Annotated in this window: 24 protein-coding genes and 1 pseudogene; 14 read left to right on the top strand and 11 right to left on the bottom strand. The window is 72.5% G+C overall.

Translation table 11 applies throughout. The features are described from left to right. Positions 1-58 precede the first annotated feature (58 nt). Positions 59-1,324 (top strand): PHB depolymerase family esterase, encoded by a 1,266-nt coding sequence (locus tag HUT10_RS11700; RefSeq protein ID WP_254896835.1) that lies wholly within the window; start codon positions 59-61, stop codon positions 1,322-1,324. Then, positions 1,303-2,265, top strand: a complete 963-nt coding sequence (locus HUT10_RS11705; protein WP_176171217.1) for a hypothetical protein — start codon at positions 1,303-1,305, stop codon at positions 2,263-2,265. Before HUT10_RS11700 ends, HUT10_RS11705 begins: the two co-directional genes overlap by 22 nt. 106 nt (positions 2,266-2,371) lie before the next feature. On the opposite strand, the gene HUT10_RS11710 is transcribed toward HUT10_RS11705, so the two are convergent. From HUT10_RS11710 to HUT10_RS11740, 7 genes are all read right to left on the bottom strand, one after another. Then, entirely contained in the window at positions 2,372-4,606 is a 2,235-nt protein-coding gene (locus HUT10_RS11710) for a TOMM precursor leader peptide-binding protein (RefSeq protein ID WP_176171218.1), read from the bottom strand. Next, positions 4,603-4,896 (bottom strand): hypothetical protein, encoded by a 294-nt coding sequence (locus tag HUT10_RS11715; protein ID WP_176171219.1) that lies wholly within the window; start codon positions 4,894-4,896, stop codon positions 4,603-4,605. The genes HUT10_RS11710 and HUT10_RS11715 overlap by 4 nt, the downstream gene beginning before the upstream one ends. Positions 4,897-5,044: 148 nt before the next feature. Further along, complete coding sequence (locus HUT10_RS11720) at positions 5,045-6,898, bottom strand: GAF domain-containing protein (RefSeq protein ID WP_176171220.1); 1,854 nt, start codon at positions 6,896-6,898, stop codon at positions 5,045-5,047. A gap of 1 nt (position 6,899) precedes the next feature. Further along, positions 6,900-8,225 (bottom strand): MFS transporter, encoded by a 1,326-nt coding sequence (locus tag HUT10_RS11725; RefSeq protein ID WP_176171221.1) that lies wholly within the window; start codon positions 8,223-8,225, stop codon positions 6,900-6,902. A 36-nt stretch (positions 8,226-8,261) separates the two neighbouring features. Beyond that, complete coding sequence (locus HUT10_RS11730) at positions 8,262-9,011, bottom strand: 3-hydroxybutyrate dehydrogenase (RefSeq protein WP_176171222.1); 750 nt, start codon at positions 9,009-9,011, stop codon at positions 8,262-8,264. A gap of 49 nt (positions 9,012-9,060) precedes the next feature. After that, positions 9,061-9,249: a DUF397 domain-containing protein gene (locus HUT10_RS11735; protein WP_176171223.1), complete on the bottom strand. Its 189-nt coding sequence runs from the start codon at positions 9,247-9,249 to the stop codon at positions 9,061-9,063. Beyond that, positions 9,246-10,091, bottom strand: a complete 846-nt coding sequence (locus tag HUT10_RS11740; protein WP_254896836.1) for a helix-turn-helix transcriptional regulator — start codon at positions 10,089-10,091, stop codon at positions 9,246-9,248. The genes HUT10_RS11735 and HUT10_RS11740 overlap by 4 nt, the downstream gene beginning before the upstream one ends. Positions 10,092-10,178: 87 nt before the next feature. On the opposite strand from HUT10_RS11740, the gene HUT10_RS11745 reads away from it, so the two are divergent. Beyond that, positions 10,179-10,619: a hypothetical protein gene (locus HUT10_RS11745; RefSeq protein WP_176171224.1), complete on the top strand. Its 441-nt coding sequence runs from the start codon at positions 10,179-10,181 to the stop codon at positions 10,617-10,619. On the opposite strand, the gene HUT10_RS11750 is transcribed toward HUT10_RS11745, so the two are convergent. Further along, entirely contained in the window at positions 10,573-10,965 is a 393-nt protein-coding gene (locus HUT10_RS11750) for a VOC family protein (RefSeq protein WP_176171225.1), read from the bottom strand. The two genes, HUT10_RS11745 and HUT10_RS11750, sit on opposite strands and share 47 nt — an antisense overlap. A 96-nt stretch (positions 10,966-11,061) precedes the next feature. On the opposite strand from HUT10_RS11750, the gene HUT10_RS11755 reads away from it, so the two are divergent. The 4 genes from HUT10_RS11755 to HUT10_RS11770 all read left to right on the top strand — a co-directional run bounded on the left by HUT10_RS11755 (position 11,062) and on the right by HUT10_RS11770 (position 15,232). Then, positions 11,062-11,640: a toll/interleukin-1 receptor domain-containing protein gene (locus HUT10_RS11755; RefSeq protein WP_176171226.1), complete on the top strand. Its 579-nt coding sequence runs from the start codon at positions 11,062-11,064 to the stop codon at positions 11,638-11,640. Positions 11,641-11,658: 18 nt separating this feature from the next. Next, positions 11,659-12,597, top strand: coding sequence for a YafY family protein (locus HUT10_RS11760; RefSeq protein ID WP_176171227.1), 939 nt, complete (start codon positions 11,659-11,661; stop codon positions 12,595-12,597). Between the two features lie 305 nt (positions 12,598-12,902). Beyond that, positions 12,903-14,969 carry an AMP-binding protein gene (locus HUT10_RS11765; RefSeq protein ID WP_176171228.1) on the top strand — a complete coding sequence of 689 codons (2,067 nt, stop codon included), beginning with the start codon at positions 12,903-12,905 and terminating at the stop codon, positions 14,967-14,969. Beyond that, a complete protein-coding gene (locus tag HUT10_RS11770; RefSeq protein ID WP_176171229.1) occupies positions 14,969-15,232 on the top strand; it encodes a hypothetical protein in 264 nt (87 codons plus the stop codon). Before HUT10_RS11765 ends, HUT10_RS11770 begins: the two co-directional genes overlap by 1 nt. Here HUT10_RS11770 and HUT10_RS11775 read toward each other — a convergent pair. Both HUT10_RS11775 and HUT10_RS11780 read right to left on the bottom strand, forming a co-directional pair. Beyond that, positions 15,217-15,815 (bottom strand): annotated as a pseudogene (locus HUT10_RS11775) (GyrI-like domain-containing protein). The gene HUT10_RS11770 and the pseudogene HUT10_RS11775 sit on opposite strands and share 16 nt — an antisense overlap. Continuing rightward, on the bottom strand, positions 15,815-16,318 hold the full coding sequence (locus HUT10_RS11780; protein ID WP_176171230.1) for a PadR family transcriptional regulator: 504 nt from the start codon (positions 16,316-16,318) through the stop codon (positions 15,815-15,817). The pseudogene HUT10_RS11775 and the gene HUT10_RS11780 overlap by 1 nt, the downstream one beginning before the upstream one ends. A 103-nt stretch (positions 16,319-16,421) precedes the next feature. On the opposite strand from HUT10_RS11780, the gene HUT10_RS51835 reads away from it, so the two are divergent. The 6 genes from HUT10_RS51835 to HUT10_RS11810 all read left to right on the top strand — a co-directional run bounded on the left by HUT10_RS51835 (position 16,422) and on the right by HUT10_RS11810 (position 24,031). Then, positions 16,422-17,729 (top strand): SWIM zinc finger family protein, encoded by a 1,308-nt coding sequence (locus HUT10_RS51835; protein WP_176177786.1) that lies wholly within the window; start codon positions 16,422-16,424, stop codon positions 17,727-17,729. Positions 17,730-18,009: 280 nt separating this feature from the next. Next, positions 18,010-19,395: a DUF5691 domain-containing protein gene (locus HUT10_RS11790; protein WP_176171231.1), complete on the top strand. Its 1,386-nt coding sequence runs from the start codon at positions 18,010-18,012 to the stop codon at positions 19,393-19,395. After that, positions 19,392-20,477 carry an AAA family ATPase gene (locus tag HUT10_RS11795; protein ID WP_176171232.1) on the top strand — a complete coding sequence of 362 codons (1,086 nt, stop codon included), beginning with the start codon at positions 19,392-19,394 and terminating at the stop codon, positions 20,475-20,477. The genes HUT10_RS11790 and HUT10_RS11795 overlap by 4 nt, the downstream gene beginning before the upstream one ends. Then, positions 20,474-22,657 carry a DUF5682 family protein gene (locus tag HUT10_RS11800; RefSeq protein ID WP_176171233.1) on the top strand — a complete coding sequence of 728 codons (2,184 nt, stop codon included), beginning with the start codon at positions 20,474-20,476 and terminating at the stop codon, positions 22,655-22,657. The genes HUT10_RS11795 and HUT10_RS11800 overlap by 4 nt, the downstream gene beginning before the upstream one ends. Next, a complete protein-coding gene (locus HUT10_RS11805) occupies positions 22,654-23,826 on the top strand; it encodes a VWA domain-containing protein (protein WP_176171234.1) in 1,173 nt (390 codons plus the stop codon). Before HUT10_RS11800 ends, HUT10_RS11805 begins: the two co-directional genes overlap by 4 nt. An 82-nt stretch (positions 23,827-23,908) precedes the next feature. Further along, positions 23,909-24,031, top strand: coding sequence for a ribosomal protein bL36 (locus tag HUT10_RS11810; RefSeq protein WP_176171235.1), 123 nt, complete (start codon positions 23,909-23,911; stop codon positions 24,029-24,031). A gap of 228 nt (positions 24,032-24,259) precedes the next feature. Here HUT10_RS11810 and HUT10_RS11815 read toward each other — a convergent pair whose 3' ends face one another. Continuing rightward, positions 24,260-24,628, bottom strand: a complete 369-nt coding sequence (locus HUT10_RS11815; RefSeq protein ID WP_176171236.1) for a VOC family protein — start codon at positions 24,626-24,628, stop codon at positions 24,260-24,262. Between the two features lie 88 nt (positions 24,629-24,716). Here HUT10_RS11815 and HUT10_RS11820 point away from each other — a divergent pair, with 88 nt between their 5' ends. Further along, positions 24,717-25,346, top strand: coding sequence for a winged helix-turn-helix transcriptional regulator (locus HUT10_RS11820; RefSeq protein WP_176171237.1), 630 nt, complete (start codon positions 24,717-24,719; stop codon positions 25,344-25,346). Positions 25,347-25,355: the final 9 nt, after the last annotated feature.

Consider the following 25,355-nt stretch of genomic DNA (forward strand, 5'->3'; position numbering starts at 1 on the left):
GCCGCGCGGCCGTCTTAACGTCACTGGGGACCCTCTCAACGACGAGAAGGAACTCACCATGCGCAAGCTCGCGTTCGCCGGTCTCGCCGCGATCACCGCCGCCGTGCTCACCACGGTCGGGGTGGCCGCCGCCGATCCGCCGCCGTCGTCCCTCGTCCAGATCTCCTCCTTCGGCGCCAATCCCGGCAACCTGGCCATGTACACCTACACCCCGGCCGGGCTGGGGACGGGCCGTCCGGTGGTCGTCGCGCTGCACGGCTGCACGCAGAGCGCCGCCGACTACTACGCCCACTCCGGCTGGCCCGAGCTGGCCGACCGCTGGCGGTTCGAGGTCGTGTTCCCGCAGACGTCCACGGCGAACAACTCGCTGAAGTGCTTCACCTGGTTCGATCCCGCCGACGACACGCGCGGCAACGGCGAAGCGGCGTCGATCCGGTCCATGGTGGACAAGGCGGTCGCCGACCACGGCTCGGACAACTCACGCGTGTTCGTCACGGGGTTGTCGGCGGGCGGCGGGATGGCGGCCGACTTGCTCGCCGCGTACCCGGACGTCTTCGCGGGCGGCGGCATCAACGCGGGCCTTCCGGCGCAGTGCGCCACGAGCCTCACGCAGGCGTCGGGCTGCCAGCAGAACGACCAGCGCCTGACCCCGGCCCAGTGGGCGGCGAAGGTCACCGCGCAGAACCCCGGTTACGGCGGACCGTGGCCGCGCGTGGCGATCTGGCAGGGCACGGGTGACTACACGGTCTACCCGGTCAACGGCACGGAGCTGCGCGACCAGTGGACGGCGGTGCACGGCATCTCCCAGACACCGACGAGCACGCAGTCCCTCCCCGGCGGCACGACGTTGACGAACTACGGCGGCAAGGTCCAGCTGTATTCGATCGCGGGCATGGGCCACGGAACGGCGGTCGACCCGGGCACCGGAACAACGCAGTGCGGCAGCACGGGCGCGTACTTCCTGGCCGGCATCTGTTCCAGCTACTACACCGGAGTGTTCTTCGGGCTGGACGGCGGATCGGGCACCCCGACGACTACCCCGACAACTGTGCCGACGACGACCAGCACGCCGGCGGGCACGTGCGTGAGCGCCAGCAACTACGCCCACACGCAGGCGGGCCGCGCCCACCAGAGCGGCGGCCAGACGTACGCGAACGGCTCGAACCAGGCGATGGGGCTGTGGAACACGTTCACCGTGCACGCGCTGCGGGAGACGTCCCCGGGGTACTGGGTCCTCGCCGACGGGCAGTGTCAGGCCAGAACTCGCTTGTCGTTCGAGATCAGGACAGGCATCCTCGACCGGTGGAGTGGACCGACGACCTGACTGTGCGCGTGGCCCGTGGAACTTCGATGGGAGGCCTTGTCTCGTACCTGCGAGCGGCGCCCGCGCAGGGGGTGTCCCGTCGCGACGTCCTTGCCGTCTTGACCGAACGGTTCGCGCTGCCGTTCGATGATGCGCGGCTCGCCATGGACCGCGTCGCGGGCGGAGCTGTCCGTGCTGCGTCCGGCAATCCCGCCAACGAGCCGGATCCCGTCAAGGACCCGCTGGCCTGGCTGTCCTACCGCCTCGAGCTCGGCCTCCCCGTTGACGACGATGCATCCGGGCCGTCTGTGGAAGAGCAGGCGGCCGCGGAGGCACTCCTGGAGCGAGCGCGCCGTGGCGAGCCCACGCACGGCACGGAGGACGTCGCCGTGGCGCTCGAGGTCGCACGCTCGGCCGTCGCGTCCCAGGAGCCGGACAGCACACGCTTCCACCTCCTCATCGAAGCGGCGACGTCCCTATCGGTCGCGGCCGAAGCGTGCATCGCCCGGTTGGGGCAGCTGCCCTGTGCCCCGGAGGGATCCCAGGAATGGGTCGACGGTGTCGCACTCGCCGCGGCCGCCCGTCAGGTCACCGCGAAGTTCGCTGCCCAGCCCGATCCGCAGCTCGAAGAGCAGGGCCTCGGACTGGTGGGACGCATCGTCACCCGCCTGCTGGGCCAGTGCCACGCCTTCGTCGGCCGAGCGATGATCGAGTCGGCCCGCTGCACCCGGCGCAACGGCGATCCCGACCGGGCCGCCGATCACGCCGAGGCGGTACTCGCCGACTTCCAGGTCCTGCTCGATGAGTTCGAGGTCGACGCTCCGTTCGACGAGCACGTCATCGCCCTCGAGTACCTGTTGGCCGCCGTCGAGCTCATCATCGAGGTGCGAGGCGGTTCCCCCGAACTCGACGCCCTGCGCGACCGGACCCGGCTCGTGCTCGGCCGCTCATCGACGGACTGAGCCAGAAGCGAGGTGAGCTGCAAGTTCCGGCCTGTCCGAGGCGTACGGTCCCGATCCGCCCCGCGCCGGGGGGCTCCGCCACCCGGACCCCGCAAGACAGGCAGTGCTAGAGGAAGATCGGCATCGGGTTGAGGTCTTCGTAGGCGGTCGGCTCGGCCAGGCGGCCGAGCCGCACCGGCACGTCGTAGAGCCGGCCGGGTGCGAACCGCGCCCAGAAGCCACGCAGGCCGGGGACGATCACCTTGACCACGGGCAGGCCGATGTCGGGCCGCGTCTGGTCGAGCACGAACACCTCCAGCCCGGCCGCCTCGAGCCGGGCCTGCACCAGCCGGATGTCCGCCACCAGGTCGGGGGCGGAGAGGTCGTCGCCGGGACCCGCCGCGGGGCGCGCCGGGTCAGGCAGCAGGTACGGCTCCGTGGCCACGGTCGCTTCCCGAAGCCAGCGCGCCGCGTCCGGGTCGTCGTCCCCGTCCCAGCCACCGAGGACGGCGGGCATCATCTGGTTCAGCTCGGTCAGCGCGCGCCTCAGCGCGACGGCCGGGTCGAGGTGCGCGCCGAACCCCATCATGATCGCCTCGGTGGGTCCGGTGGTCCGCCGGGACAGCGCGGCGTACACGGGCACCCCGAGGTCGGAGGTGACGTCCAGCACCCAGACCTCCCGGTCGAGACCGGCGTACACCGCGCGCAGCTCGGTGATCCACGGGTCGCCGAAGGCGTCGAGGTCGACCCCGGGTTGCCGGGTGCGGTTGTACCACCAAAGCGCGACGGCGTCGCGTTCCACGACCTCCAGCATCCCCTGCAGGGTGGCGTCCTCCAGGGTGCCGCCCGCGGCGTTGCCGTTGGAGTCGGCGAACAGGGACACCGGCCCCGGTTCGGCGGGCACGCCGAAGTACAGCATCGCGGTCGGGAACAGCCGGTGTTCGCCGCGGGTGAGCGACCACACCGGCGTCCAGTCCAGTTCCGCGTCCTCGTCGAAGGGGTCGCAGACGAACTGGAACGGGCCGTGGCGGGCGTTTTCACGCGCCCGGCCGGCGTACTGGCGGGTGTGGAAGAGCTGGCAGCTGTCGGGGTGCACCGCCTTGTCGCCCAGCGAGCGGAAACTGGCCCGGAACCGGTCCTCGTCGCCGTCGTAGTGGCCGCTGTGCCGTTCGAGTGCCTCGCACAGCGCCCCCACCTCGGCCTGCGTCGGGGTGACGCCCTTGCCGCCGTTCTCGCTCCGCAGCGCGGTGCGCAGCCGCTCGGCTCCGCGCCGGCCCAGTGCGATGTTCGGCCCGGAGCGGAACGACGTGAACAGGGCCGGTCCGCGCTCGTCGCGCCGCAGTTCCTTGACGACGCCGGTCAGCGGGCTGACCAGGTGCCGGTAGGTGTCGAGGACCTGCTCGGGCGGCAGGGCGCGGTGCCCGCCGCCGGATCTGTGGGCCTTGGGGCGCGGCTCGAAGACCACGGGACGGCGCGTCCGCTCGCGCACCAGTTCCGGGTTGCCGCAGGACGGGCACTGCGGGCGGGCGCGGACTTCGTGCCGTTCGCCGGCCAGGTCGCGGCTGTCGAACGTCCACAGTGTCCGTTGCCCCGGGTACCGCTGCCCGGCCAGCCACTTGACCGCTTCGAGGGCCACGAGGTTGAGCGCGGCCGTGTGGAGCGGGGCGAGCGTGACCGCCGGACGCGGCAGAGCACCGGACAGCCCGAGTGCGTCGCGCACGTACGCCTCGGCGGGCCGGTTGCCCCACAGCCGCGTGGCCAGGCAGTGCCGGCACGGCCCCTCGCCGGGTGTGAAGAAGGGGCCGATCCACGGCCGCGCGCCGAGCGGCTTCGCCGGCAGCCACGGCCGTCCGGTCGCGCGGTGTTCGGCGTCCACTTCGGACAGGTAATCGGTCAGGTAGTCGTGGCACAGCACGACGGAGAGATCCGCTTCGGCGCTGCCGTCGACGACCGTGAGCCCGGCCGCGCGCAGCACATCGGCGGCGAGCGAACCGGGATCGGCGCCCAGCAGCGCAACCCGGCCGGCGGTCACTGCCGCACCGTCGGTCCCCATGGCGTCCCAGTAGGCCAGTTCGGCCGGGTCCGCGCCGGCTTCAGGAGGCGACGCCAGGCCGATCACGTGCGCGTCGGCGAGGCGGGCCAGCACGCCGGCTGCCTGCTCGGGCGGGACGCCGTCGGGCAAGTCGCGCCGGACCGCGGCGAAGTCCCTGGTGCCGTCCAGCAACGGGACCAGGGACTCCAGGTGCGGGCCGGTCAGGGCCACGGCGCCGTCTTCGGACAGCACGTACACCGCGTCCCCGGGCACCACCGCGGTGCTCAGGTGCCGTTTGAACCCGACACGCGGCTGGGCCGGATCGGTCACCCGGCGGCCGGAACCGGCTGCTCCGCCCGGCAAATCGTCGGACGCGCAGGCCGGTCCACCCGGCAGATCGAGCCCATCACCGGCTGCTCGACCCGGCAGACCGAGGCCATCACCGGCTGCTCGATCCGGCAGACCGAGGCCTTCACCGGGTGTTCGCCCCGGCAGTAGCAGGTGCCGGGCGCCGAAGCCACTTCCACCGACCAGCCGTCGAGCTGGTCGACCTGCAGTCCGGCCGGCTCGACCGCCTCGACGCCGAACGTCGCCTCGAGCACGCTGTTGAACTGATTCACCGGAACCCCCTCGATTCGGTTTCTCGTCAACTTCCACCGTGCCCGATCCTCGAGGGGATCCGATAGGGCCGGACGGGTTCCTTTGCGCCCGCCCGCGGGGGCGCCCCCCGTTTTCCACGCTACCGGAGACCACCGACAAAAACCGGGGTCAGCGCGCTCCGCCGAGCCGGTGCACCCGCAGTGCCAGCTGGATTTCCAGGGCCCGGTCCGGTGCCTGCCAGTCCTCCCCCAGCAACGACGCCACCCGCTCCAGCCGCTGCACCACCGTGTTCACGTGGACGTGCAACACGTCCTTCGTCCGCGCCAGCTGCGAGCCGTTCGCGAAGTACGCCCGCAGCGTCGCCACCAGTTCCGTGCCGCGGCGCTCGTCGTAGTCCAGTACCGGTCCCAACGTCTGGCGGACGAACGCGTCCAGGTCCGCCCGGTCGCCGAGGAGCTGGCCGAGGAACCCCAGCCCCGCCATCGCCGCGCCTTCGCCCGTGCGGCCCAGTGCGAGCAGGGCCCGGACGCAGCGCGCCGCCTCCGCGTGGGCCTCCGCGATCGCCGACGGGCCGCTCGCCGGGCCCGCCGCGCCCACCGTGACCGGGCGGCCGGTGGCCGAGCCGAGGTCGGCCGCCACCCGGCGGGCCAGCTCGTCCGGATCTCCCTGCGCCAGCAACACGACCTCTTCGGCGTGCACCCCGACCAGCGTCGCGTGCCGGGCGGCCGCGCTCGCCACGCGACGGCGGGAGCCGCCGTCCGCGTGGGCCACCAGGACCGCGTGGGGCGCCGACAGGTCGATGCCCAGGCGGCGGCCGCGGGCCAGCAGGGCCCGCGGGTTGCGGCCGGGTGCGGTGAGCAGGTCGGTCAGCAGCTCGCCGCGGACCTCGTCTTCGGCGCGCACCACCGATCGCCGCAGCATCAGCAGCAGCGCCGTCACGACGCCGGCGCGCTCGAACAGCCGCCGGTCGGGGTTGCCGAGGCCGGGCCGGCCGGCCAGCACCAAGCTGCCGAGCAGTTCCGGGCCCGCCTGCACCGCACACACCCAGTTGTCCTTTGTGGACACCGCGCGCCCGGTGCTGCGGGCCGCGGCGAGCGCGTCCGGGTCGAGCGCCACCGGGGCCGCCGAGCTGGCCAGGAGTGTCCCGTCGGCGTCGTAGACCGTGAGGTTCCCGTGCAGCACGTCGGCGACCGCGGCGGCCACGTCGGGCAGGTCGCCCCCGCGCAGCACGAGGTCGGTCAGCCGGTCGTGCGCGTCCTCGGCGCGTTCCATCGTCGCGTTGGCCTCGTTGAGCTCCGCGACCGCGCGGCGGGTCTGGTCGAGCAGGTTCGCGTTGTCCAGCGCGATCGCCGCGTGATCGGCGAGCGAAGAGAGCAGCGCGACCTCGTCGGCGGAGAACTCCCGGGTCGACCGGTCGGACGCGAACAGCACGCCGAGCACCTTCGGCCCGATGGCCAGTGGCACGCCGAGGATCGCGGTCAGCCCCTCGTCCGCGACGCCGGAGTCGATGTGCCGCGTGTGCTTGAACCGGTCGTCGTTGAAGTAGTCCGAAGTCGCGTACGGCCGCGCGGTCTGCGCGACCAGCCCGCCGAGCCCCTCGCCCATGCCCAGCACGATCTGCTGGAACTCCGCCGACACCGACCCGTCGCTGACCCGGACGTAGGTCTTGTTCTCGGCTTCGTGGTTGAGGCTCAGGTAGGAGACGTCGACGCCGAGCAGCGCCCGCGCCCGCCGGACGATCGAGCGCAGCACGGTGTCCGGGTCGGACAGCGCGGCGAGCTCGCTCGCGGTCTCGAACAGCGCGGTGAGCTGGGCTTCGCGCCGCCGGTGCTCGGCCAGGGTCTCGCGGATCCGCAGGGCCAGCTCGCCCGCGCTGGCCAGTGCGGCCAGGTCGGCGGCGTCGAGGGCGCCCTCGGCCCTGGCGGCCACGACGACGTGCGCCAGCTGCTCGGTGCTCGCCCCGGAGGCGAGCAGGTCGAGCAGCCGGCGCAGCGCGTCCGAGGGTGCGGTCACGGCCGTCATGCTAGGGCGAAACGGCCGCCGTTTCCGCCGGAACGTCGTCGTGCAGCGACTCACCGCGGGTTTCGCGGGCCGCGAGCAGCGCGATCACGGTGATGACGCACATCGCCGCGACGTACAGCGACACCGGAACGGTGCTGTGCCACGCCGAGAACAACGCGACGGCGATCAACGGCGCGACGGCCCCGGCGGCGATCGACGACAGCTGCCCGCCGACGGACAGGCCGGTGTAGCGCACCCGGGTCGGGAACTGCTCGGCGAAGAACGCGGCCTGCGGGCCGTACATCGCGCCGTGCAGCACCAGCCCGACGGTCGCGGCCAGCACGATCACCGCCGACGACTTCGTGTCCAGCAGCGCGAAGAACGCGAAGCCCCACAGGGCCATCCCGATCGCGCCGAACAGGTAGACCGGCCGCCGTCCGACGCGGTCGGACAGCGCGCCCCACAGCGGGATCGTCACGAAGTGCACGGCCGAGCCGATCAGCACCGCGGTCAGGCCGACGCCCTTGGGCAGGTGCAGCCCGGTCGTGACGTACACCAGGATGAACGCGGTGATCACGTAGTACGAGACGTTCTCGGCCATCCGCGCGCCGATCGTGATGAGCACCTGCCGCCAGCTCTTGCGGAAGACGTCGACGACCGGGACGTGCTTTTCGGCCCGCGCCTCGGCCTGGCGCTGCGCGGCGAGGAACACCGGCGACTCGGCGACGGCCAGCCGGATCCACAGCCCGATCAGCAGCAGCACGCCCGAGAGCAGGAACGGAACGCGCCAGCCCCAGGACAGGAAGGTCGCGTCGGACTGCGTGGCCGAGAGGATCGCCAGGACGGCGGTGGCCAGCAGGTTGCCGCCGGGCGCGCCGCACTGCGGCCAGCTCGCCCAGAAGCCGCGGCGCCGGTCGTCACCGTGTTCGGAGACGATCAGGACGGCCCCGCCCCACTCCCCGCCGAGCGCGAACCCCTGGACCAGCCGCAGCAGCGTGAGCAGCAGCGGAGCCGCGACGCCCGCGGTCGCGTACGTCGGCAGGACGCCCATCAGGCAGGTCGAGCCACCCATCAGCACGAGGCTGACGACCAGCAGTTTCTTCCGGCCGAGCCGGTCGCCGAAGTGGCCGAAGACCAGGCCGCCGATCGGGCGGGCGAGGAACCCGACGGCGTAGGTCAGGAACGCCAGCAGCGTGCCGGTGAGCGGGTCCGCCGTCGGGAAGAACAGCTTGTTGAAGACGAGGGCGGCGGCCGAGGTGTAGAGGAAGAAGTCGTACCACTCGATGGTGGTGCCGATCAGGCTCGCGCCGACGATCTTGGCGATCGCCGACCGGTGGGGTTGGCTCACTGCGGGCTCCACTTCCTTGTGGGGTTTGGCGGGTGGTTACGCGGCGGTCCAGCCGCCGTCGAGGGGAACTGAGGCACCGGTGACGTGACCGGCGTGCGGCGAGCACAGCCACACCACCAGGGAAGCGACGTCTTCGGGTTCGATGAGCTTCTTGATCGCGGCCCGCTTGAGGAGCACCTCGGCGACGACGTCCTCACGCGGGATGTCGTGCTCGGCGGCCTGGGCGTCGATCTGCCCGTCGACCAGCGGGGTGCGCACGTACCCGGGGTTCACGCAGTTGCTGGTGACGCCGTGTTCGGCCCCTTCGAGCGCGGCGACCTTCGAGAGGCCTTCGAGTCCGTGCTTGGCGGCGACGTAAGCGGCTTTGAAGGCGGAGGCGCGCAGCCCGTGGACGCTCGACATGTTGACGATCCGCCCCCACCCCCGGGCGTACATGGCGGGGAGGGTGTGCCGGATCAGCAGGAAGGGAGCGGTGACCATCAGGGCCTGGATGCGCGTGAAGACCTCCGGCGGGAAGTCTTCGAGGGGGGCGACGTGCTGGATGCCGGCGTTGTTGACCAGCACGTCGACCTCGGCGGGCAGGGCGCCGATCGACGCGGGGTCGGTGAGGTCGGCGACGTGCGCCCAGCCGCCGACCTCGGCGGCGGCGGCCTCGGTCCGCTCCTCGTCGATGTCGACGACGTGCACCTTGGCCCCGGCCGCGGCGAGGGCGCGGACGCAGGCGAGGCCGATACCGCTCGCCCCGCCGGTCACGAGGGCGGTGCGCCCGTCCAGATCGCTGGTCATGGACGGGAACGGTAAGCGTGACGCCCGTCGCCAGCCATGTGTGCGGGAGCTACACCTCGGGAAGATCCAGTGTGGCCGGGCGACACAGTGCGGAAAGCAGGGCGTCCCACGATCGGGTGGAGATTTCGAGGGTGCCGCCGGACCGGTCCTTGGTGTCGCGGATTTTTGCCGCAGGTCCGAGCGCCACTTCGACGCACTTGTCTTGAGTCGCGCTGTAGCTGGACTTCCGCCAGGTCATGCTGCCTCTCCCAAGTCGGCGATCACCTCCCGGATGAACTCGCCGCTCTCGTGCTCGTCCATCGCCGAGGCCGCCATGGTCTTCGCCGCCGCGCGGTAACCGGCCACCTGATCGTCATCGTAGAGGTAGGCGCTCGCCCGGTAGAGCTCCACGAAAACGATCGCCGGGAGAGCCTCGAACTCGAGCACACCGAAGTTGTGGGCGATCGCCTGCGCATTGGCCCGCAACGGGAGCACCTGAAGCCGGATGTTCCGCCGCATCGAAACGTGCGCCAGGTGCTGAAGCTGCTCCACCATCACCGGGGCACCGCCGACCTCGGCCCGCAGAGCGCCCTCGCCCACCACCACGTGGTAGTCGAGCGGGTGGTACCTCCCCAGCACCTCCCGCCGCGCCATCCGCGCATGCACGATCCGCTCGATCTGATCGGGCTGCTCCTGGCCGCTCAGCAAGGCCCGGATGTAGTCCGGGGTCTGGAAAAGTCCCGGGATCACCGCGGGCTCCCAATCGAAGATCGCCGTGGCCGCGCGCTCGTGCTCGGCATAGCTCGAAACACTCGGCGCCACACCGGGCACCCTCTTTTCCAGCCAGCTCGGCTCGTGGGCCGAGCGAGCCAGCTCCAGCAAGCGTTTCCGCTCCTCCGGCTCCACCACCAGCGCCCCCATGAGCAGGGCCACCTGTTCCACCTTGGGGATCCGCTTCCCGTACTCCCAGTTGGACAGCTCCTGCGCATGCACGCCGATCTTCCTGGCCAGCTGCCGCACGCCGAGGTTCCGCGCCTCCCGGCAGGTGCGCAGCCCGAACCCGAGCGCTCTCGCCCGGGGTGTCGCGAAGGGTGTCGCCATGACCGCATTGTGTCACCGGGGTCCGACATTTCCGCTCGCCCGCCCGTCGGCTGGTGTCGCGGATCCGCGTCGGTTTCGCTGGCCGTCATGGACCCGGACCACGCACTCCTGACCCGCATCCGCGACCTCGCCGAAACCCTCCCCGGCGACCTCGCCTGGCTGACCGGCCCGCCCCTGCGCGCGGACGGCCTGCGCGACCTCGGCGAGCGCCTGACCTGTCTCGGCGCCGACCTGATCAGCCGCGCGGGCGTCCTCGACGAGATCGCCGCCGCCCGCCTGCCGTCCCACGGCTGGATCCCCGAGTGCGGGCCGGACCCGCGCCGCCGGCTCGCGCACTACGTCGGCCGCGGCGAGGTGCGGCTCGGCCTGATCTACTTCGGCAGCTGCGGCGCGGGCTGCTTCCCCTTCTACGGCACCGATCCGGCGGGCAAGACCGAGCGGCACGTGCGGTGCGAGAAGTGCGTCAAGGAGGCGTACCGGCTCATGAGCGTTCCGCCAGTACCGCGAGATAGTGCACGTTCGTCATGATCCCGAGGACGTTGCCGAAGGGGTCGACGACGGAGGCCGTCACGAACCCGGGCCCGCGTTCGATGACCGGCTCGTACTCCTTGGCGCCCAGCTCGAGCAGGCGCGCGAAGGTCGCTTCGAGGTCGTCGACGTGCCAGCGGACGATCTCACCGCCCGGCTCGGTGTGGGTGAAGGGGGCGTACCTGCGGTCGATGATGCCGAGTTCGTGCTGGTAGTCGCCGACCCGGAACTCCGAGTAGCCCGGCACGTTGAAGTACGGCTCGATCCCCAGGAACTCGGTGTACCAGGCCTTCGCGGCCTCGTGGTCCTCGGCGTAGTAGGTGACGGTGGCCATCCCTCGCAGCATGTCCTGCTCCTCTCCAGCGGGTGGAGCCATCATGCCGAGCCAAAGTGCGCACCGAATGACTACTTTTCCCGGCCGGAACTGCTATCGTCTCCGACCATGCCGAGAACCGGGCCGGCACGGGTCTTCGTGTCGTACACGCACGATTCGCCCGCGCACAAAGGCCAGGTGCTCGCGTTCAGCGAGTTCCTCGTGCGCAACGGCGTGGACGTGACACTCGACCAGTGGCATCCGGGCCACCGGCAGGACTGGTACACGTGGGCCATCGGCAGCATCGAAGCCGCCGACCACGTCATCGTGATCGCCTCGGCGCGCTACCGCGAAGTCGCCGACGGCTACGCCCCGGCGGGCACCAACCTCGGCCTGCAGTCGGAAGCCGCGCTGCTGCGCGAAAAACTGCACACCGACCGGCCGGCGTGGACGCGGAAGATCCTCCCGGTCGTGCTGCCGGGCCACACGGCCGACGAGATCCCCCGGTTCCTGCAGCCGCGGACCGCCGACCACTACCCGGTCGCCGATTTCACCGTGGCGGGCTGCGAATCACTCCTGCGCGTGCTGACCGCCCAACCGGCCCACGTCAAGCCGGCGCTGGGCGAACGCGTCCCGCACCTGCCACCGCGTTCGGCGAACCCGGCCCAGGGGAGTCCACAGTGGACCCCAGCGGAACGCCGGCCGTGACCGGGATCGGGTAGCCCGGTGCGCGCCGACCGCCTGGTGGCCACCCTCCTGCTGATGCAGACTCGCGGCCGCGTCACCGCCGCCGAACTGGCCGCGGAGCTGGAAATCTCCGTCGCCACCGCGCGCCGCGACCTCGAAGCCCTCTCGGCGGCCGGCGTGCCCGTCTACCCCCAGCCCGGCCGCGGCGGTGGCTGGCAGCTCGTCGGCGGCGCCCGGACCGACCTCTCCGGACTGAGCGCGCCCGAGGCCCAGGCGCTCTTCCTGCTGGCCGGCCCGGCCGCGGCCGGGGCGCCGGAGGTCAAGTCGGCCCTGCGGAAGCTGATGGGCGCGCTGCCGGGCACGTTCCGGGCGGACGCCGAGGCGGCCGCGGACGCGATCGTCGTCGACCAGGCCGGCTGGGGCGAGCGGCCGAAGGAACGGCCGCCGATGGTGGCACTGCTGCAGGACGCCGTCATCGCCCGGCGCCGGGTCCGCCTCGCCTACGCCGGCCGCGAGCGGTCGGAGCGGCTGGTGGACCCGTGGGGCCTGGTCGACAAGGACGAGGTCTGGTACCTGGTCGCGGGCACGGCGAAGGGCCGTCGCACCTTCCGCGTCGACCGGATCGTCTCGGCCGTCCCGACCGGCGAGACCGCGGACCGCCCGTCGGACCTCGAGCTGGCGCGGGTGTGGCAGGAGGTCGTGGAAGAGGTGGAGAAGCGCCGCTCGCTGCTCAGCGCGGACGTGGTGCTCGCCCGCCGGCACTTCGAGGTGCTGCGGGACCGGTTCGGACGGCACTGCGAGCTGGTCGCCGAGCTGCCCGGCGACCGCGTCCGCGCGCGGGTCGCCGCCCCGGCGCCGGTGATGATCGCGCAGGAGCTGGCGGGCTGGGGCGCACTGGTGGAAGTGGAAGGCCCGGAGTCGGTGCAGGCCGAGCTCGCGCGGCTCGGCGCGGAACTGGTCGCCCGCTACGGAACGTGACCCCCGATCGGGTCGCCGTCCCTCGGCACCCATGTCGGAAATGCCCGATCTCGGTGCGGCGGGCGCCGTAATGCGCTCGCAGATCCCGCACCCGCCCTGGTCGGGCCCGCCGGAGGACATGATCGGCACTATGCTCGGTGAACCCCGTTAATCGGTCTACATTGGACGTTCAGGGGTCATACTGCGAGTGTCCGTTACCGGCCGGTATCTGGCCGTTCGGAGTATCCCTGATCACCCGTTTGCTGCTACTGTGACGCCTCCGTGACCTGAACGTGCGTTCGGTGACACTTCGGTGAGGGCAGACAATGCGTGACGATGTGGTCGAGGCGAGTGCGGTCGTGGGGCACTCTCCCGATGTGGTGTGGCAGATCGTCGGATCGCCGGAATGGTATTCGCGGTTCGTGCCGGAGATCAGCTGGTGCGAGATCCAGGAGCCGGCCGGGCGCGGGCGTGGCCCGAAGGGCGCGGTCCGGATCGTCCCCGCGCGCGGACCGATGATCGAAACGCAGATGCAGGCGGTCGTCTACCGGCCGGGCGAGCACGTCGTGTGGTGCGGGATCCCCGACGAAGGCACCTGGGTGTCCCTCGAACTGAGACCGCTGGCCGGCGGGAAGACCGAGCTGTTCGTGCGGATGATGCTGCCACCGGCGTACCTGGACCTCGTCTCGTCGATCAAGAAGGACGTCCGCGCCCTCGGCCGTCGCCTCGACCTGCACCTGGCCGGGCAAGCCGACCCGGAAACCGACGGCGAGACCAACAAGGCCACCAAGCTGCGCACCACGAGCATCCTGCTGCGGGCCGGCGTGCTCAGCGCCGGCCGGCCGGACAAGCTGGCGCGCCAGCTGAACTCCCTCGCGCAGTGGGGCGCCACGGTCGCGGGCGGCTACCAGGCCGCGGCGGCCCGCGTCCCGGACGAGCCCGCCCTGCACGACGAGCGCAGCGCCCGCACCTTCCGCCAGGTCCAGGAGCGCAGCGACCGGCTCGCCAACGCGCTGAGCGAACTCGGCGTCGTCGAGCGCGACCGGATCGCGCTGATGTGCCGCAACCACGCCGCGATGATCGAGTCGTTCGTCGCCGCCAGCAAGCTCGGCGCCGACGTCATCCTGCTGAACACCGGCCTGTCCGCGGCCTCGGTCAAGGACGTCCTCGCCGAGCACCGGCCCGCGGCCGTGCTGGCCGACGACGAGTTCGCGCAGACCATCGCGAACGTGCCCGGCGACTTCGCCCGGATCAGCACCTGGCCGGACGCCGACGCCGGCTACCCGACCGTCGACGAGCTGATCCAGGCCGCGCCCGCCGACCGCCCGAAGCCGGTCGAGCGGCCGGGCCGGCTGATCGTGCTCACCTCCGGCACCACCGGGACGCCGAAGGGCGCCCGCCGTCCCACCCCGAAGGGACTGGGCACCGCCGCGGCGATCCTCGACCGCATCCCGCTGCGCGCCGGCGACCGGCTGCTGGTGGCGGCACCGCTGTTCCACACCTGGGGCCTCGCCGCGATGCAGATCGGGATGGCGCTGCGGGCGTCGCTTTCGCTGACCCGCAAGTTCGACGCCGAAGAGACGTTGCGGACGATCGCCGAGCAGAAGTGCGACGCGCTGTTCGCGGTGCCGATCATGCTGCAGCGGATCCTGGACCTGCCGGAGCGGGTCCGCGCGCGCTACGACCTGTCGTCGCTGCGGATCGTGGCCAGCAGCGGCTCGGCGATGTCCGGGCCGTTCGTCACGCAGTTCATGGACACCTTCGGCGACGTCCTCTACAACTTCTACGGCTCGACCGAGGTGTCGTGGGCGAGCATCGCCGACCCGGCCGACCTGCGCGCCGCACCGACGACGGCAGGCCGCTGCCCGCTCGGCACGCGGCTGGCGATCCTGGACGAGGACCGCAAGCCGGTGCCCCCGGGTGGTGAAGGCCAGATCTTCGTGGGCAACGACATGCTGTTCGAGGGCTACACGAGCGGGACCGACCCGGCCCGCGCGGCGGACATGATGGCCAGCGGTGACGTCGGCTACCTGGACGCGGCGGGCCGCCTGTTCGTCACCGGCCGGGCCGACGAGATGATCGTCTCCGGCGGCGAGAACGTGTTCCCCCGCCCGGTGGAGGAGGCGCTGGTGGCGCTGCCGGGCGTGCACGACGCGGCGGTGGTCGGCGTGGCGGACGCGGAGTGGGGCCAGCGCCTGGCGGCGTACGTCGTCCCGCGGCGGGGCGCGTCGCTGCACGCGGAGGACATCCGCCAGTACATCCACCACCGCCTGGCCCGGTTCGCCGTGCCGCGGGACGTCTACTTCGTGCCGGACCTGCCGCGCAACGCGACGGGCAAGATCCTCAAGCGCCTCCTTCACGACGACACCTGGCCCGCGACCAGCGAATACTGATGCCCGAGCACACCCCGGACGGCCGGTACATCGTCGTGCACGGCCGCCGCTGGCGGGCGACGGACCCGGAGATCCCCGCCGACGTCCGCGACCGCCTGCAGAAGCACCTCATGGCGGCCCGGCGGGTGCAGGACCGCGCGCGCGTCCAGACGGCCAAGGTGGCGCTGGGCGAGCGCGGTGAGCCGTGGTGGGAGCAGACGCCCGAGCAACGCCGGGCACGCTGGGAACGCGGCCTGGCCGAGCTGGATCAGCCGACCGGCTGACGCAGGACCGTTCTCAGCTTCGCGGGTTCGACGCGCCGGGGTCGCCGAGGTAGACCTCATGGTGCAGCCCGGTGAGCTTCAACCCTTGCTCCACCACGTATTCGTCGTGCAGGCGGGCCAGGATCGGTCCCTCGTCGTCGTACGAGCCGATGTGGAGCACCTGCGCGCACCGGCCTTCGTGCCGCTTCTCGAATCGGACCGGCGCGTCGATCTTCTTCTTGCCCTGCACGGTTTTCCGCGCTTCCTCGACGGCCTCCTCATCGATCCACGGCGGTTGCGCGATGAGCATCGTCCACTGCCAGGAGTCCTTGGCGCGCACGGTGAAGGCCGCGTAGTCCTCGGCCCACCACAGGCCCTCCAGCGGGCCCACGACGAAGTCTTCACCACGCTGTTTCGCCGCCATCTTGATCGTGTACGCGAAGGCGTAGAGCGCTTCGACGGCCGTCTTGTAGCTCTCGGCCGTGTTCGGGTTGCCGCGGCCGTCGATCGCGAGGAACCGCTGCTCGGGCACGTCCACCAGCGCCCAGTCGGTGTTCTTCGGTGCGTACAGCTGCTTCAGGTCCTTCTTGAGGTCATACGGCATCAGGCCATTCCTCTCAGCCAGGCGGCTTCCGCTTCGAGCTGCTTGATGGAGTAGCCGAAGATCGCGCGGACGAACGGCGGCGCGTCGGCCCGGGCGGCCCGGCGTACTTCGGCGAGGCGTTCTTCGACGGCTTCGGCGCGCTGGGCCAGCGCGGCCGCGAGCCGGTCGGGCGGGATCACCGGGCTGTTGGCCAGGCCGACGAGCACCGGCGGGTGCACCGGCCGCAGCTGGGCGATGGCGGCTTCGGCGGCCGCCGCGCACGCCTGCCGGCCCGCTTCGGTGGCGGCGAACGTCTTCTTGGCCTTGGCGTGCGCGCGTTCACCCGCGACTTCGGCGACCAGGCCCTTGTCGCGGAGTTTGCCCAGGACGTAGTAGATCGAGCTGAAGCCGAGGGCGGTCCACTCGCGCATGCCGCGTTCGGACACGACTTCGTCCAGCTCGTAGCCGTGCCTCGGCCGCTCGACGACGAGGCCGAGCACGGTCAGTTCCGCGTCGGTCAGCACGGAAGTACTCTAGCACTGGAATAGTCGCCTTCGGAAATTGTCGGTGGGTGCTGGCATGCTTCACCACGTACCGGAAAGCGAGGGCGGACTAGTGGGGGGACAGGTGGTGACGGCGGTGCCGTGGACCGCGGAACGCGTGGCCGGGCTGGCGCCGGATCCCGCGTCGGAAAAGGCGGGCCGGGCGCTCGCCACGCCGGCGAGGTGGTCGGGCGCGGGTGCGTCCGAAGACGCCGTGTGGGGTTTCTGCCAGGGCAGTGGCAAGAAGCCGTACCAGACGTGCGTCGAGCTGGCCGAGCCCGCGTTCCGGTGTTCGTGTCCCAGCCGGAAGTTCCCGTGCAAGCACGCGCTGGGGCTGTTGCTGCTCTGGGCGGCGGGCTCCCTGGACGTGGGCGAGCCGCCCGAATGGGTGCACACGTGGCTGGCCGAGCGCGCCGACCGTGCCCGGCGCGCGGAGAAACGCGCGGAGGCGGCGGGCCCGAAGGACGAAGAGGCGGCCGCGCGGCGAGCGGCGGACCGCGTGGCGCGCGTCGAAGGCGGCGTGGCGGAGCTGAAGGTCTGGCTCACCGACCGGATCGGCGCCGGTTTCGCGGGCTTCGAGCGCAACGGCGGCGAAGAGCTGCGCACGGTGGCGGCCCGGATGGTCGACGCCCAGGCATCGGGCCTGGCGGGCGGACTGCGCCGGGCGGCGGGGATCGTCGGCCGCCGCGACTGGCCGGAGGCACTGCTGGCCGAGCTGTCCCAGCTGTACTTGCTCGCCGACGCGGCAACGCGGCTGGAATCACTGCCGCCGGCGTTGGCGGAGACGGTCCGCACCCGCCTCGGGTTTTCGGTGGAAACGGCCCGGGTGCTGGAAAGCGGCGAGCGCGTCGCGGACGACTGGCTGATCACGGGCGCGGCGGACGAGGAGAACGACCGCCTGCTCACCCGCCGCACGTGGTTGCGCGGCCTCGGCTCGGGCCGGGACGCGCTGGTGCTGTCGTTCGCGCCGCCGGGCCGTCCGCTGGACGCGTCGTTGCCCCCGGGCCACCGGCTGACGGCCGAGCTGGCGTACTACCCGGGCGCGGCGCCCATGCGGGCATTGGTGGCCGAGCGCGGAATCCCCCTCCCGGCCCCGGCGGCCGAGGGCGGTTCGATCGCGGAGGCCTTGGCGGCACACGCACAGGCGATGGCGGCGGACCCGTGGCTGGAGCGCTGGCCGGTACTGCTGTCGGGGGTGACCCCGGCCGAACACGCGGGTGGCTGGTGTCTGTCCGAAAAGGATGGAACGGCGCTGCCGCTGGTGCCGTACGCGTTCCCGTGGTCGTTGCTGGCGTTGTCGGCGGGGAGGCCGTTGACGGTGGCGGGCGAGTGGAGCTCGTCGGGGCTCAGGCCGTTGACGTGCTGGCACGAGAACCGGGCGGTGCGGCTGTGAACCTCCGCGCAGGGATTCCGGTGCCCCGCCGCCCGAAGCCCGGCAGCACCGCCGCGCTCCCCCGCGCCCACCGACCCCGCCTCAGCGACTACGAACCACCGCACAACGATCCCGGCGCGCCGCAGCACACCCCGCAGCCCGAAGCCGGGCAGCACCGACCGCGCCTCAACCACCCCGAACCGAGCGGAGCCACCATGAGTCGCCGGACAGCGAGCCCGGCACTCCTCCGCAGCGACCGAACCGAAGCCGTTCCCCGACCACTCCGAAAGGCGGTGAAGCCGTGAAAGCCTGGGAAGACCTCGTCGGCACCGCCCTCCTGGGCACCCGCCGCCGCACCCTGGACCCCGCCGCGCAACCCCCGGCCGTCCAGGGCCTCATCGCCGGCCGTCAGGATCCCGCCGAACAGCTGCTCGCCGCCGCGGCCGTGCTCAGCTCCTACCGGCGGGCCGGGCGCCGGCCGCTGCACGACGTCCGGCCGCTGCCCGTCGCCGCCACCGACGAGCGCCCCTTCGTGCCTCCGCTCGCCCGGGATCGGCTCGGCCGGCTTCTCGCCGCCAGCCATCCCGATCTCCTGCTCGAATGGCTCGGCATCGTCGCCGGCACCGGCTACCGCGTCCCGCCCGAAGCCCTGCCGCTGCTCGCCGAGGCCGCCCGGACGAAGGCCGCCCTGCGGACTCCGCTGGCCGCCGTCGCCGGGCCGACCGGGGCCTGGCTCGGCCAGCGGAACCCCGACTGGTCCTTCCTCGCCGCGCCCGCGGAAGAGCACGCCGACGTCTGGCAGTACGGCAGCCTCGCCCAGCGTCGCCGGTGGCTCGCCGCCAAGCTCGCCCAAGATCCCGACGCCGCCCGCGAAGCCCTCGCCGCCTCCTGGAAGACCGAGCCCGCCGACGTCCGGGCCGACTTCCTCGGCGTGCTCGCCGGGCACGTGCGGCCCCAGGACGAAACCTTCCTCGAAACCGCCCTCACCGATCGGGCCGCCGCCGTCCGGGAACAGGCCGCCGAACTGCTCGGCCGACTACCCGGCACGCGGTACGGCGAAACCATGGCCGAACGGCTGCGGCCCCTGGTCCACCGCCGGAACCGGGTGCTCACCGTCGCCCTCCCCCACGGCGAACGCGGCGACGGCACCGTTCGGCTGCGCACCCTCGTGGCGGCCGCCCCGCTCTCCTTCTGGGCCGAGTTCGGGCCGCCCGCCGAGGTCGTGCGGATGACCGTCGAGGGCTGTCCGGCCGCCGTGCTGCGGGACTCCTGGGCCACCGCCGCCCTGCGGCAGCGCGACGAAGCCTGGGCGCAGGCGCTGATCGGTGCCGATCCCGGCGGGCGCACCACCCCGCCGCTGCTCGGCGTGCTGAGCCCGGCGAGCCAGGCCGCCACCGTCGGGCACCTGATCGGCAGGCTGCCCGTCGAATCGTTCGCGCGGCTGGTGCACGAGCTGCCCCGGCCGTGGACGAAGGAGCTCGGCACCGCCCTGCTCGACTGGATCGCCCGCCAGGACGACCACCGCTTGGTCTCGCACGCCGCCGTCGTCATCGCCCGGGCCGTCCCGCCCGGGTGCCTGCGCCACCCGCTGGCCACCACCCGCCTGTCCATGGACGCCGGGCCGTGGCGCCGGGCGCTCACCGAAACGCTGAACTTCCGCCGCGAAATGTACGAGGAGCTCGCATGACCGCCCCCACCGTCCTCCGGCCGCACGCCGAACAGGACCACGCCGCCGAGCTGGCCGCGCTGGCCGCCGCCGACGACCGGGCCAAGCCGCCCAACTGGAACCTTTCGCCGTGGGCCGTCGTCGAGTACCTGCTCGGCGGCACCCTGGCCGACGGCACCGTGATCACCCCGAAGTACGTCGGCCCGCGGCGGCTGATCGAGGTCGCCGTCGCCACCCTGGCCACCGATCGCGCGCTGCTGCTGCTCGGCGTGCCCGGCACGGCGAAGACGTGGGTGTCGGAACACCTCTCGGCCGCCATCAGCGGCGATTCGACGCTGCTTGTCCAGGGCACCGCGGGCACGTCCGAGGAGTCGATCCGCTACGGCTGGAACTACGCCCGCCTCATCGCCGAGGGCCCGAGCGCCGCCGCGCTGGTCGAAAGCCCGGTGCTGCGCGCGATGCGCGACGGCAAGCTGGCCCGGCTCGAGGAGCTGACGCGCATCCCGGCCGACGTCCAGGACTCGCTGATCACCATCCTCTCCGAGAAGACCCTGCCGATCCCGGAGCTGGGCACCGAGGTGCAGGCCCGGCCGGGCTTCAACCTGATCGCGACGGCGAACAACCGCGACAAGGGCGTCAACGAGCTGTCGAGCGCGCTGCGGCGGCGGTTCAACACGGTCGTGCTGCCGCTGCCGGACAGCGCCGAAGCCGAGGTCGAGATCGTCAGCAGGCGGGTCGCCGAGCTGGGCGCCTCGCTCGAGCTGCCCGCCGAAGCCGCCGAGCTGGCCGAGATCCGCCGCGTGGTCACCGTGTTCCGCGAGCTGCGCTCGGGCCGCACCGAAGACGGCCGCACGGCGGTGAAGTCGCCGTCCGGCACGCTGTCGACCGCGGAGGCGATCAGCGTGCTCACCGGCGGGCTCGCACTGGCCGCGCACTTCGGCGACGGCGTGCTGCGCCCGCACGACGTCGCGGCGGGCATCCACGGCGCCGTGGTCAAGGACCCGGTGGCCGACCGCGCGATCTGGATCGAGTACCTGGAGACCGTGGTCCGCGAACGCGACGGCTGGGCCGACTTCTACCGGGCCGGTCAGGAGATCTCTTGACCTCGACCCACCTGCTCGGCATCCGCCACCACGGCCCGGGATCCGCCAGGGCCGTGGCGACGCGGCTCGCCGAGCTCGAACCGGACGTCGTGCTCATCGAGGGGCCACCCGAAGCCGACGCACTGGTCGAGCTCACCGAAGACCCGGCCATGCAGCCGCCGGTCGCCCTGCTGGCGTACGCGACCGACGACGTCTCGCGCGCCGCGTTCTGGCCGTTCGCCGTCTTCAGCCCCGAATGGCAGGCGCTCGCCTACGCCCGCGAGGCCGGGATCCCGGTGCGGTTCTGCGACCTGCCGGCCGCGAACACCTTCGCCGCGCCCCCGGACGAGCACACCGGCCCGCCGGTCGATCCGCTGGCCCTGCTGGCCTCGGCCGGCGGCTACGACGACCCGGAACGCTGGTGGGACGACGTCGTCGAGTCGCGCCGCGACGACGAGAACCCGTTCGAGGTGATCGCCGACGCGATGGCCGCGGTGCGGGAAGACGAGAAACCCCCGCTGGGCAACGAAGCCCGCCGCGAGGCGTACATGCGCTCGGTGCTGCGCCGCACCCGCAAGGACGGTTTCGAGAACATCGCCGTCGTCTGCGGTGCCTGGCACGTGCCCGCGCTGGCGGACCCGCTGCCGCCGGCGTCCCACGACGCGGCCGTCCTCAAAGGACTGCCGAAGCGGAAGGTCGCGTGCACGTGGGTGCCGTGGACGCACGGGCGCCTGGCCACGGCGAGCGGGTACGGCGCGGGCGTCCGGTCGCCGGGCTGGTACCACCACCTGTTCACGACGGCCGACGACGTCACCGCGCGCTGGCTGGCCGGTGTCGCGGCGGTCCTGCGGGAGGAGGACCTGCCGGTCTCGACCGCGCACGTCATCGAGGCGGTCCGGCTCGCCGAAACCCTCGCCACGCTGCGGGGCCGGTCGTCGGCCGGGCTGGCCGAGGTCACCGAAGCCACCCGGTCCGTGCTGTGCGGCGGCGACGAAGTGCAGGTCGAGCTGGTCACCCGGCGGCTGGTGGTCGGCGAACGGCTGGGCGAGGTGCCCGAGCGCGTCCCGCAGCCGCCGCTGGCCGCGGACCTGACCGCGACCGCGAAACGCCTGCGGCTCAAGAAGGACCCGGTCGTCAAGGAACTCGACCTCGACCTGCGGACGCCGGGCGGGCTCGACCGGTCGAAGCTGCTGCACCGGCTGCGGATCCTCGGCATCGAGTGGGGCAGCCGGGAGGCGTCGGCCCGGCGGAACAAGGGCACGTTCCGCGAGACGTGGGCGCTGTGCTGGGAGCCGTCGTTCGAGGTCGACCTGGTCGCGGCCGCGGTGTACGGCACCACCGTGGCGTCGGCGGCCACCGCGGCGGTCCGCGGCACCGTCGAAGGCACGCCGCCGCTGGACGAGGTGACCACGGCCGTCGAGAACTGCCTGCTCGCCGACCTCCCGGAGGCGCTGCCCGAAGCGCTCGCGGCGCTGGACGCCCGGGCGGCGGCGGACGCGGACGTCGCCCGCCTGATGTCGGCGCTGCCCGCGCTGGCCAGGGCCACCCGGTACGGCAACGTCCGCGGCACCGACACCGGCGCGCTGCGGGCGGTGGCCGACCGGATGCTGGACCGGATCTGCGCCGGCCTGCCGCCGGCGGCCCACGGCATCGACGACGACGCCGCGGCCCGGCTGGCCAAGCTGGTCGACGGCGTGCACGACGCGACGTCCCTGCTGGGCGACGAGCCGAAGGAACGCTGGCTGGCGGCGCTGGCCCGGCTGGCGGAGCGGCCGTCGCTGCCTCCGCTGCTGGCCGGACGGCTCACCCGCATCCTGCACGACGCCGGGCTGTTCGACGCGCTCGACATCGAGCTGCGGCTCGGCCGCGCCCTCACGCCGGGCGTGGTGCCGTCGGCGGGCGCGGCGTACGTCGAGGGTTTCTTCGACGGCGGGGCCCTGCTGCTGGTGCACGACGAAGGTCTGCTGCGGGTGATCGACGCGTGGCTGGCGGCGATCCCGCCGGACGTGTTCACCGAGGTGCTTCCGTTGCTGCGGCGCACTTTCGGCGCCTTCAGCGGGCCGGAGAAACGGGCGATCGGGCAGCGCGCGGCCGGGCTCACCGGCACCGCGCGGGTGGTGGCCGTCGCCGACGAACTGGACGAGGACCGGGCCGAGCGGGTGCTGCCGGTCCTGGCGACGTTGCTGGGGGTGGGGGCATGAGCACGGCGGACACCGACCGGCTGCGGCGCTGGCGGCTGGTGCTGGGCGGCGACGGAGCCGGGCCGGGGTCGGGGCTGGAGGACGCCCAGCTGTCCGATGAGGACAGTGGGGTGGACGCGGTGCTGGCCGCCCTCTACGACAAGCCCGACGAGGAGGCCACGGGCGGACCGCGCAGCGCGAACCTGGGTGCGTCGGCGCCGCGGGTGGCGCGCTGGCTCGGTGACATCCGGCGTTACTTCCCCAGCACGGTCGTGCAGGTGATGCAGCGGGACGCCGTCGACCGGCTCGGGCTCACCCGGATGCTGCTGGAGAAGGAGCTGCTGTCGGCGGTCGAGCCGGACGTGCACCTGGTGGGCACGCTGCTGTCGCTGAACGGCGTGCTGCCGGAGGAGACCAAGGAGACCGCGCGCGAGGTGGTCCGCAAGGTCGTCACCGAGCTGGAGGAGCGGCTCGCCGAGCGCACGCGGGCGGCGATCCGGGGTGCGCTGGACAAGGCGTCGCGCACGCACCGGCCGCGTCCCGGCGACGTCGACTGGACGCGCACGATCCACGCGAACCTCAAGCACTACTCCCCCGACCTGCGCACGATCGTCCCGGAGAAGCTGATCGGCTTCGGCAGGCGGCAGCAGGCGGTGCAGCGGGACGTGATCCTGGCCGTCGACCAGTCGGGGTCGATGGCGGAGTCGGTGGTGTACTCGGGGCTGTTCGGGGCGGTGCTGGCGTCGATGCGGGCGTTGAAGACGTCGTTCGTCGCGTTCGACACGGAGGTCACGGACCTCACCGAGCACCTGGCCGACCCGGTCGACGTCCTGTTCGGCACCCAGCTGGGCGGCGGAACGGACATCAACCGGGCGATCGCGTACTGCCAGGGCCTGGTCGAGCGCCCGGAGCGGACGCTGCTGGTGCTGATCAGCGACCTCTACGAGGGCGGCGACGAGGAGGAGCTGCTGCACCGGATGGCCGAGCTGGCCGGCGCGGGGGTCCAGGTGGTGACGCTGCTGGCGCTGTCGGACTCCGGCGCGCCGTCGTACGACCACGAGAACGCGGCGGCACTGGCCGAGCTGGGCATCCCGGCCTTCGCGTGCACCCCGGACCAGTTCCCGGACCTGATGGCGGCGGCCATCCGCGGCGACGACCTGCAGGGGTGGGTGGCCCGCGAGAGCAGCTGAGTTGCGGAATGAAACCGACGGGCGGGCGGTTGAAGGGAGTGTGGGACGCCAGCTCTCGCTCCCGCAGGAAGGACGGCTCGCCATGAAGGTCCGCAGTTCGATCCGCTCGCTCGCCCGCCAGCCGGGCGCCCAGGTCATCCGCCGCGGCACGAAGGTCCTGGTCATCAACAAGGCCAACCCCCGTTCCAAGGCCCGCCAAGGCTGACCCCGCGACATCACCGGGCCCCGGAACCCCACGGTTCCGGGGCCCGCTCGCGTGCGCCAAGAGGCATCACGCGTGACTGGCCGGGCATCACGTGTGACCGGGGAGGCATCTCGCGTGATCAGCCGGGCATCACCGCGATGCCCCCTCAACCACACGTGATGCCTCTCCAATCACGGGTGATGCCCTCCTGATCACGGATGATGCCCGTCAAAGCACCCGGCCGGCCGGTCAAGCCGGGCCGGCGAGGCCGATGAGGTTGCCTTCCGGGTCGGTGAAGTGGGCGACCACCAGGTCCCGGCCCGGAGCGCGGGCCGGGCCCATCCGGCGGGTTCCGCCGAGGCGTTCCGCGTCCGCCAGTGCCGCCGCCACGCCCGGGACGCCCACGTAGAACACCACGTGGCTCTCGTACGCCGCGCCGCCTCCCACGCCGCCCGGGATGCCGTCGGTCTCCACGAAGCCGTAGGCGCCCGGCTCCGACACCTCGTCCGACACCGGGGCCGACGTCTCGAACTCCCAGCCGAACAGCTCGGCGTAGTACCCGCGCAGCCGCGCCGGGTCGGTGCCGATGATCTCGAAGTGCACGACCGGTCGGCTCATGACCGTTCCTTTCCGTCGATGTCCGGGTGCGGCTCACCGTACGCCGATTTAGTTGTTAAAAACAACCACGCAGTTGTACATTAAGACCATGCCGACCAGCCGCAGCTACGGAGACGCCTGCACGATCGCCCGCGCCCTGGACGTCGTCGGGGAACGGTGGGCCCTGCTCGTGGTGCGGGAACTGCTGCTCGGCCCGCAGCGCTTCACCGACGTCCGCCGCGCGTTGCCGGGGGCCAGCGCGAATCTGGTCACCGACCGGCTGCGCGAACTGGAGGGCCGCGGCGTCGTCACGCGGCGGAAGCTGCCGCCCCCGGCCGCGGCGACGGTCTACGAACTGACCGCGTGGGGCCGCGAGCTGGAACCGATCGTGCTGGCGCTGGGCGCGTGGGGCACCCGCGTCCCACGCCCCGAGTCCGCCGAGCTCGGTGTCACCTCCGTGCTGCTGTTCCTCCGCGGATCCGCCCGCCCGCGCGACACCTCCTGCTACCGCGTGGAACTGGACAGTCGCGTGTGGACGGTGCGCACCGAGCCGGGCCGCCTGACCGTCGAACCGGGCGAACCCGGCGCCCCGGACGCCACGATCCGGACCTCCCCCTGGACGCTGAACGCCCTGCTCGACCACCCCGCCGGGCTCGACGAGGCCGTCGACGACGGCCGGATCACCATCGAGGGCGACCGGAACGCCGTCCGGCGGCTGCTGCGCCAACGCGAAAGCTGAGCGGGCAGA

Source organism: Amycolatopsis sp. Hca4, assembly GCF_013364075.1.
GTDB lineage: Bacteria > Actinomycetota > Actinomycetes > Mycobacteriales > Pseudonocardiaceae > Amycolatopsis.

What these genes read in the sequence shown, in the direction of transcription:
- HUT10_RS11740 (WP_254896836.1), bottom strand. Translation starts at nt 10,091, where the DNA reads ATGGCGACACCCTTCGCGACACCCCGGGCGAGAGCGCTCGGGTTCGGG.
- HUT10_RS11770 (WP_176171229.1), top strand. Translation starts at nt 14,969, where the DNA reads ATGCCCGAGCACACCCCGGACGGCCGGTACATCGTCGTGCACGGCCGC.
- HUT10_RS11735 (WP_176171223.1), bottom strand. Translation starts at nt 9,249, where the DNA reads ATGACCTGGCGGAAGTCCAGCTACAGCGCGACTCAAGACAAGTGCGTC.
- HUT10_RS11700 (WP_254896835.1), top strand. Translation starts at nt 59, where the DNA reads ATGCGCAAGCTCGCGTTCGCCGGTCTCGCCGCGATCACCGCCGCCGTG.
- HUT10_RS11750 (WP_176171225.1), bottom strand. Translation starts at nt 10,965, where the DNA reads ATGCTGCGAGGGATGGCCACCGTCACCTACTACGCCGAGGACCACGAG.
- HUT10_RS11755 (WP_176171226.1), top strand. Translation starts at nt 11,062, where the DNA reads ATGCCGAGAACCGGGCCGGCACGGGTCTTCGTGTCGTACACGCACGAT.
- HUT10_RS11810 (WP_176171235.1), top strand. Translation starts at nt 23,909, where the DNA reads ATGAAGGTCCGCAGTTCGATCCGCTCGCTCGCCCGCCAGCCGGGCGCC.
- HUT10_RS11820 (WP_176171237.1), top strand. Translation starts at nt 24,717, where the DNA reads ATGCCGACCAGCCGCAGCTACGGAGACGCCTGCACGATCGCCCGCGCC.
- HUT10_RS11805 (WP_176171234.1), top strand. Translation starts at nt 22,654, where the DNA reads ATGAGCACGGCGGACACCGACCGGCTGCGGCGCTGGCGGCTGGTGCTG.
- HUT10_RS11765 (WP_176171228.1), top strand. Translation starts at nt 12,903, where the DNA reads ATGCGTGACGATGTGGTCGAGGCGAGTGCGGTCGTGGGGCACTCTCCC.
- HUT10_RS11795 (WP_176171232.1), top strand. Translation starts at nt 19,392, where the DNA reads ATGACCGCCCCCACCGTCCTCCGGCCGCACGCCGAACAGGACCACGCC.
- HUT10_RS11815 (WP_176171236.1), bottom strand. Translation starts at nt 24,628, where the DNA reads ATGAGCCGACCGGTCGTGCACTTCGAGATCATCGGCACCGACCCGGCG.
- HUT10_RS11730 (WP_176171222.1), bottom strand. Translation starts at nt 9,011, where the DNA reads ATGACCAGCGATCTGGACGGGCGCACCGCCCTCGTGACCGGCGGGGCG.
- HUT10_RS11720 (WP_176171220.1), bottom strand. Translation starts at nt 6,898, where the DNA reads ATGACGGCCGTGACCGCACCCTCGGACGCGCTGCGCCGGCTGCTCGAC.
- HUT10_RS11745 (WP_176171224.1), top strand. Translation starts at nt 10,179, where the DNA reads ATGGACCCGGACCACGCACTCCTGACCCGCATCCGCGACCTCGCCGAA.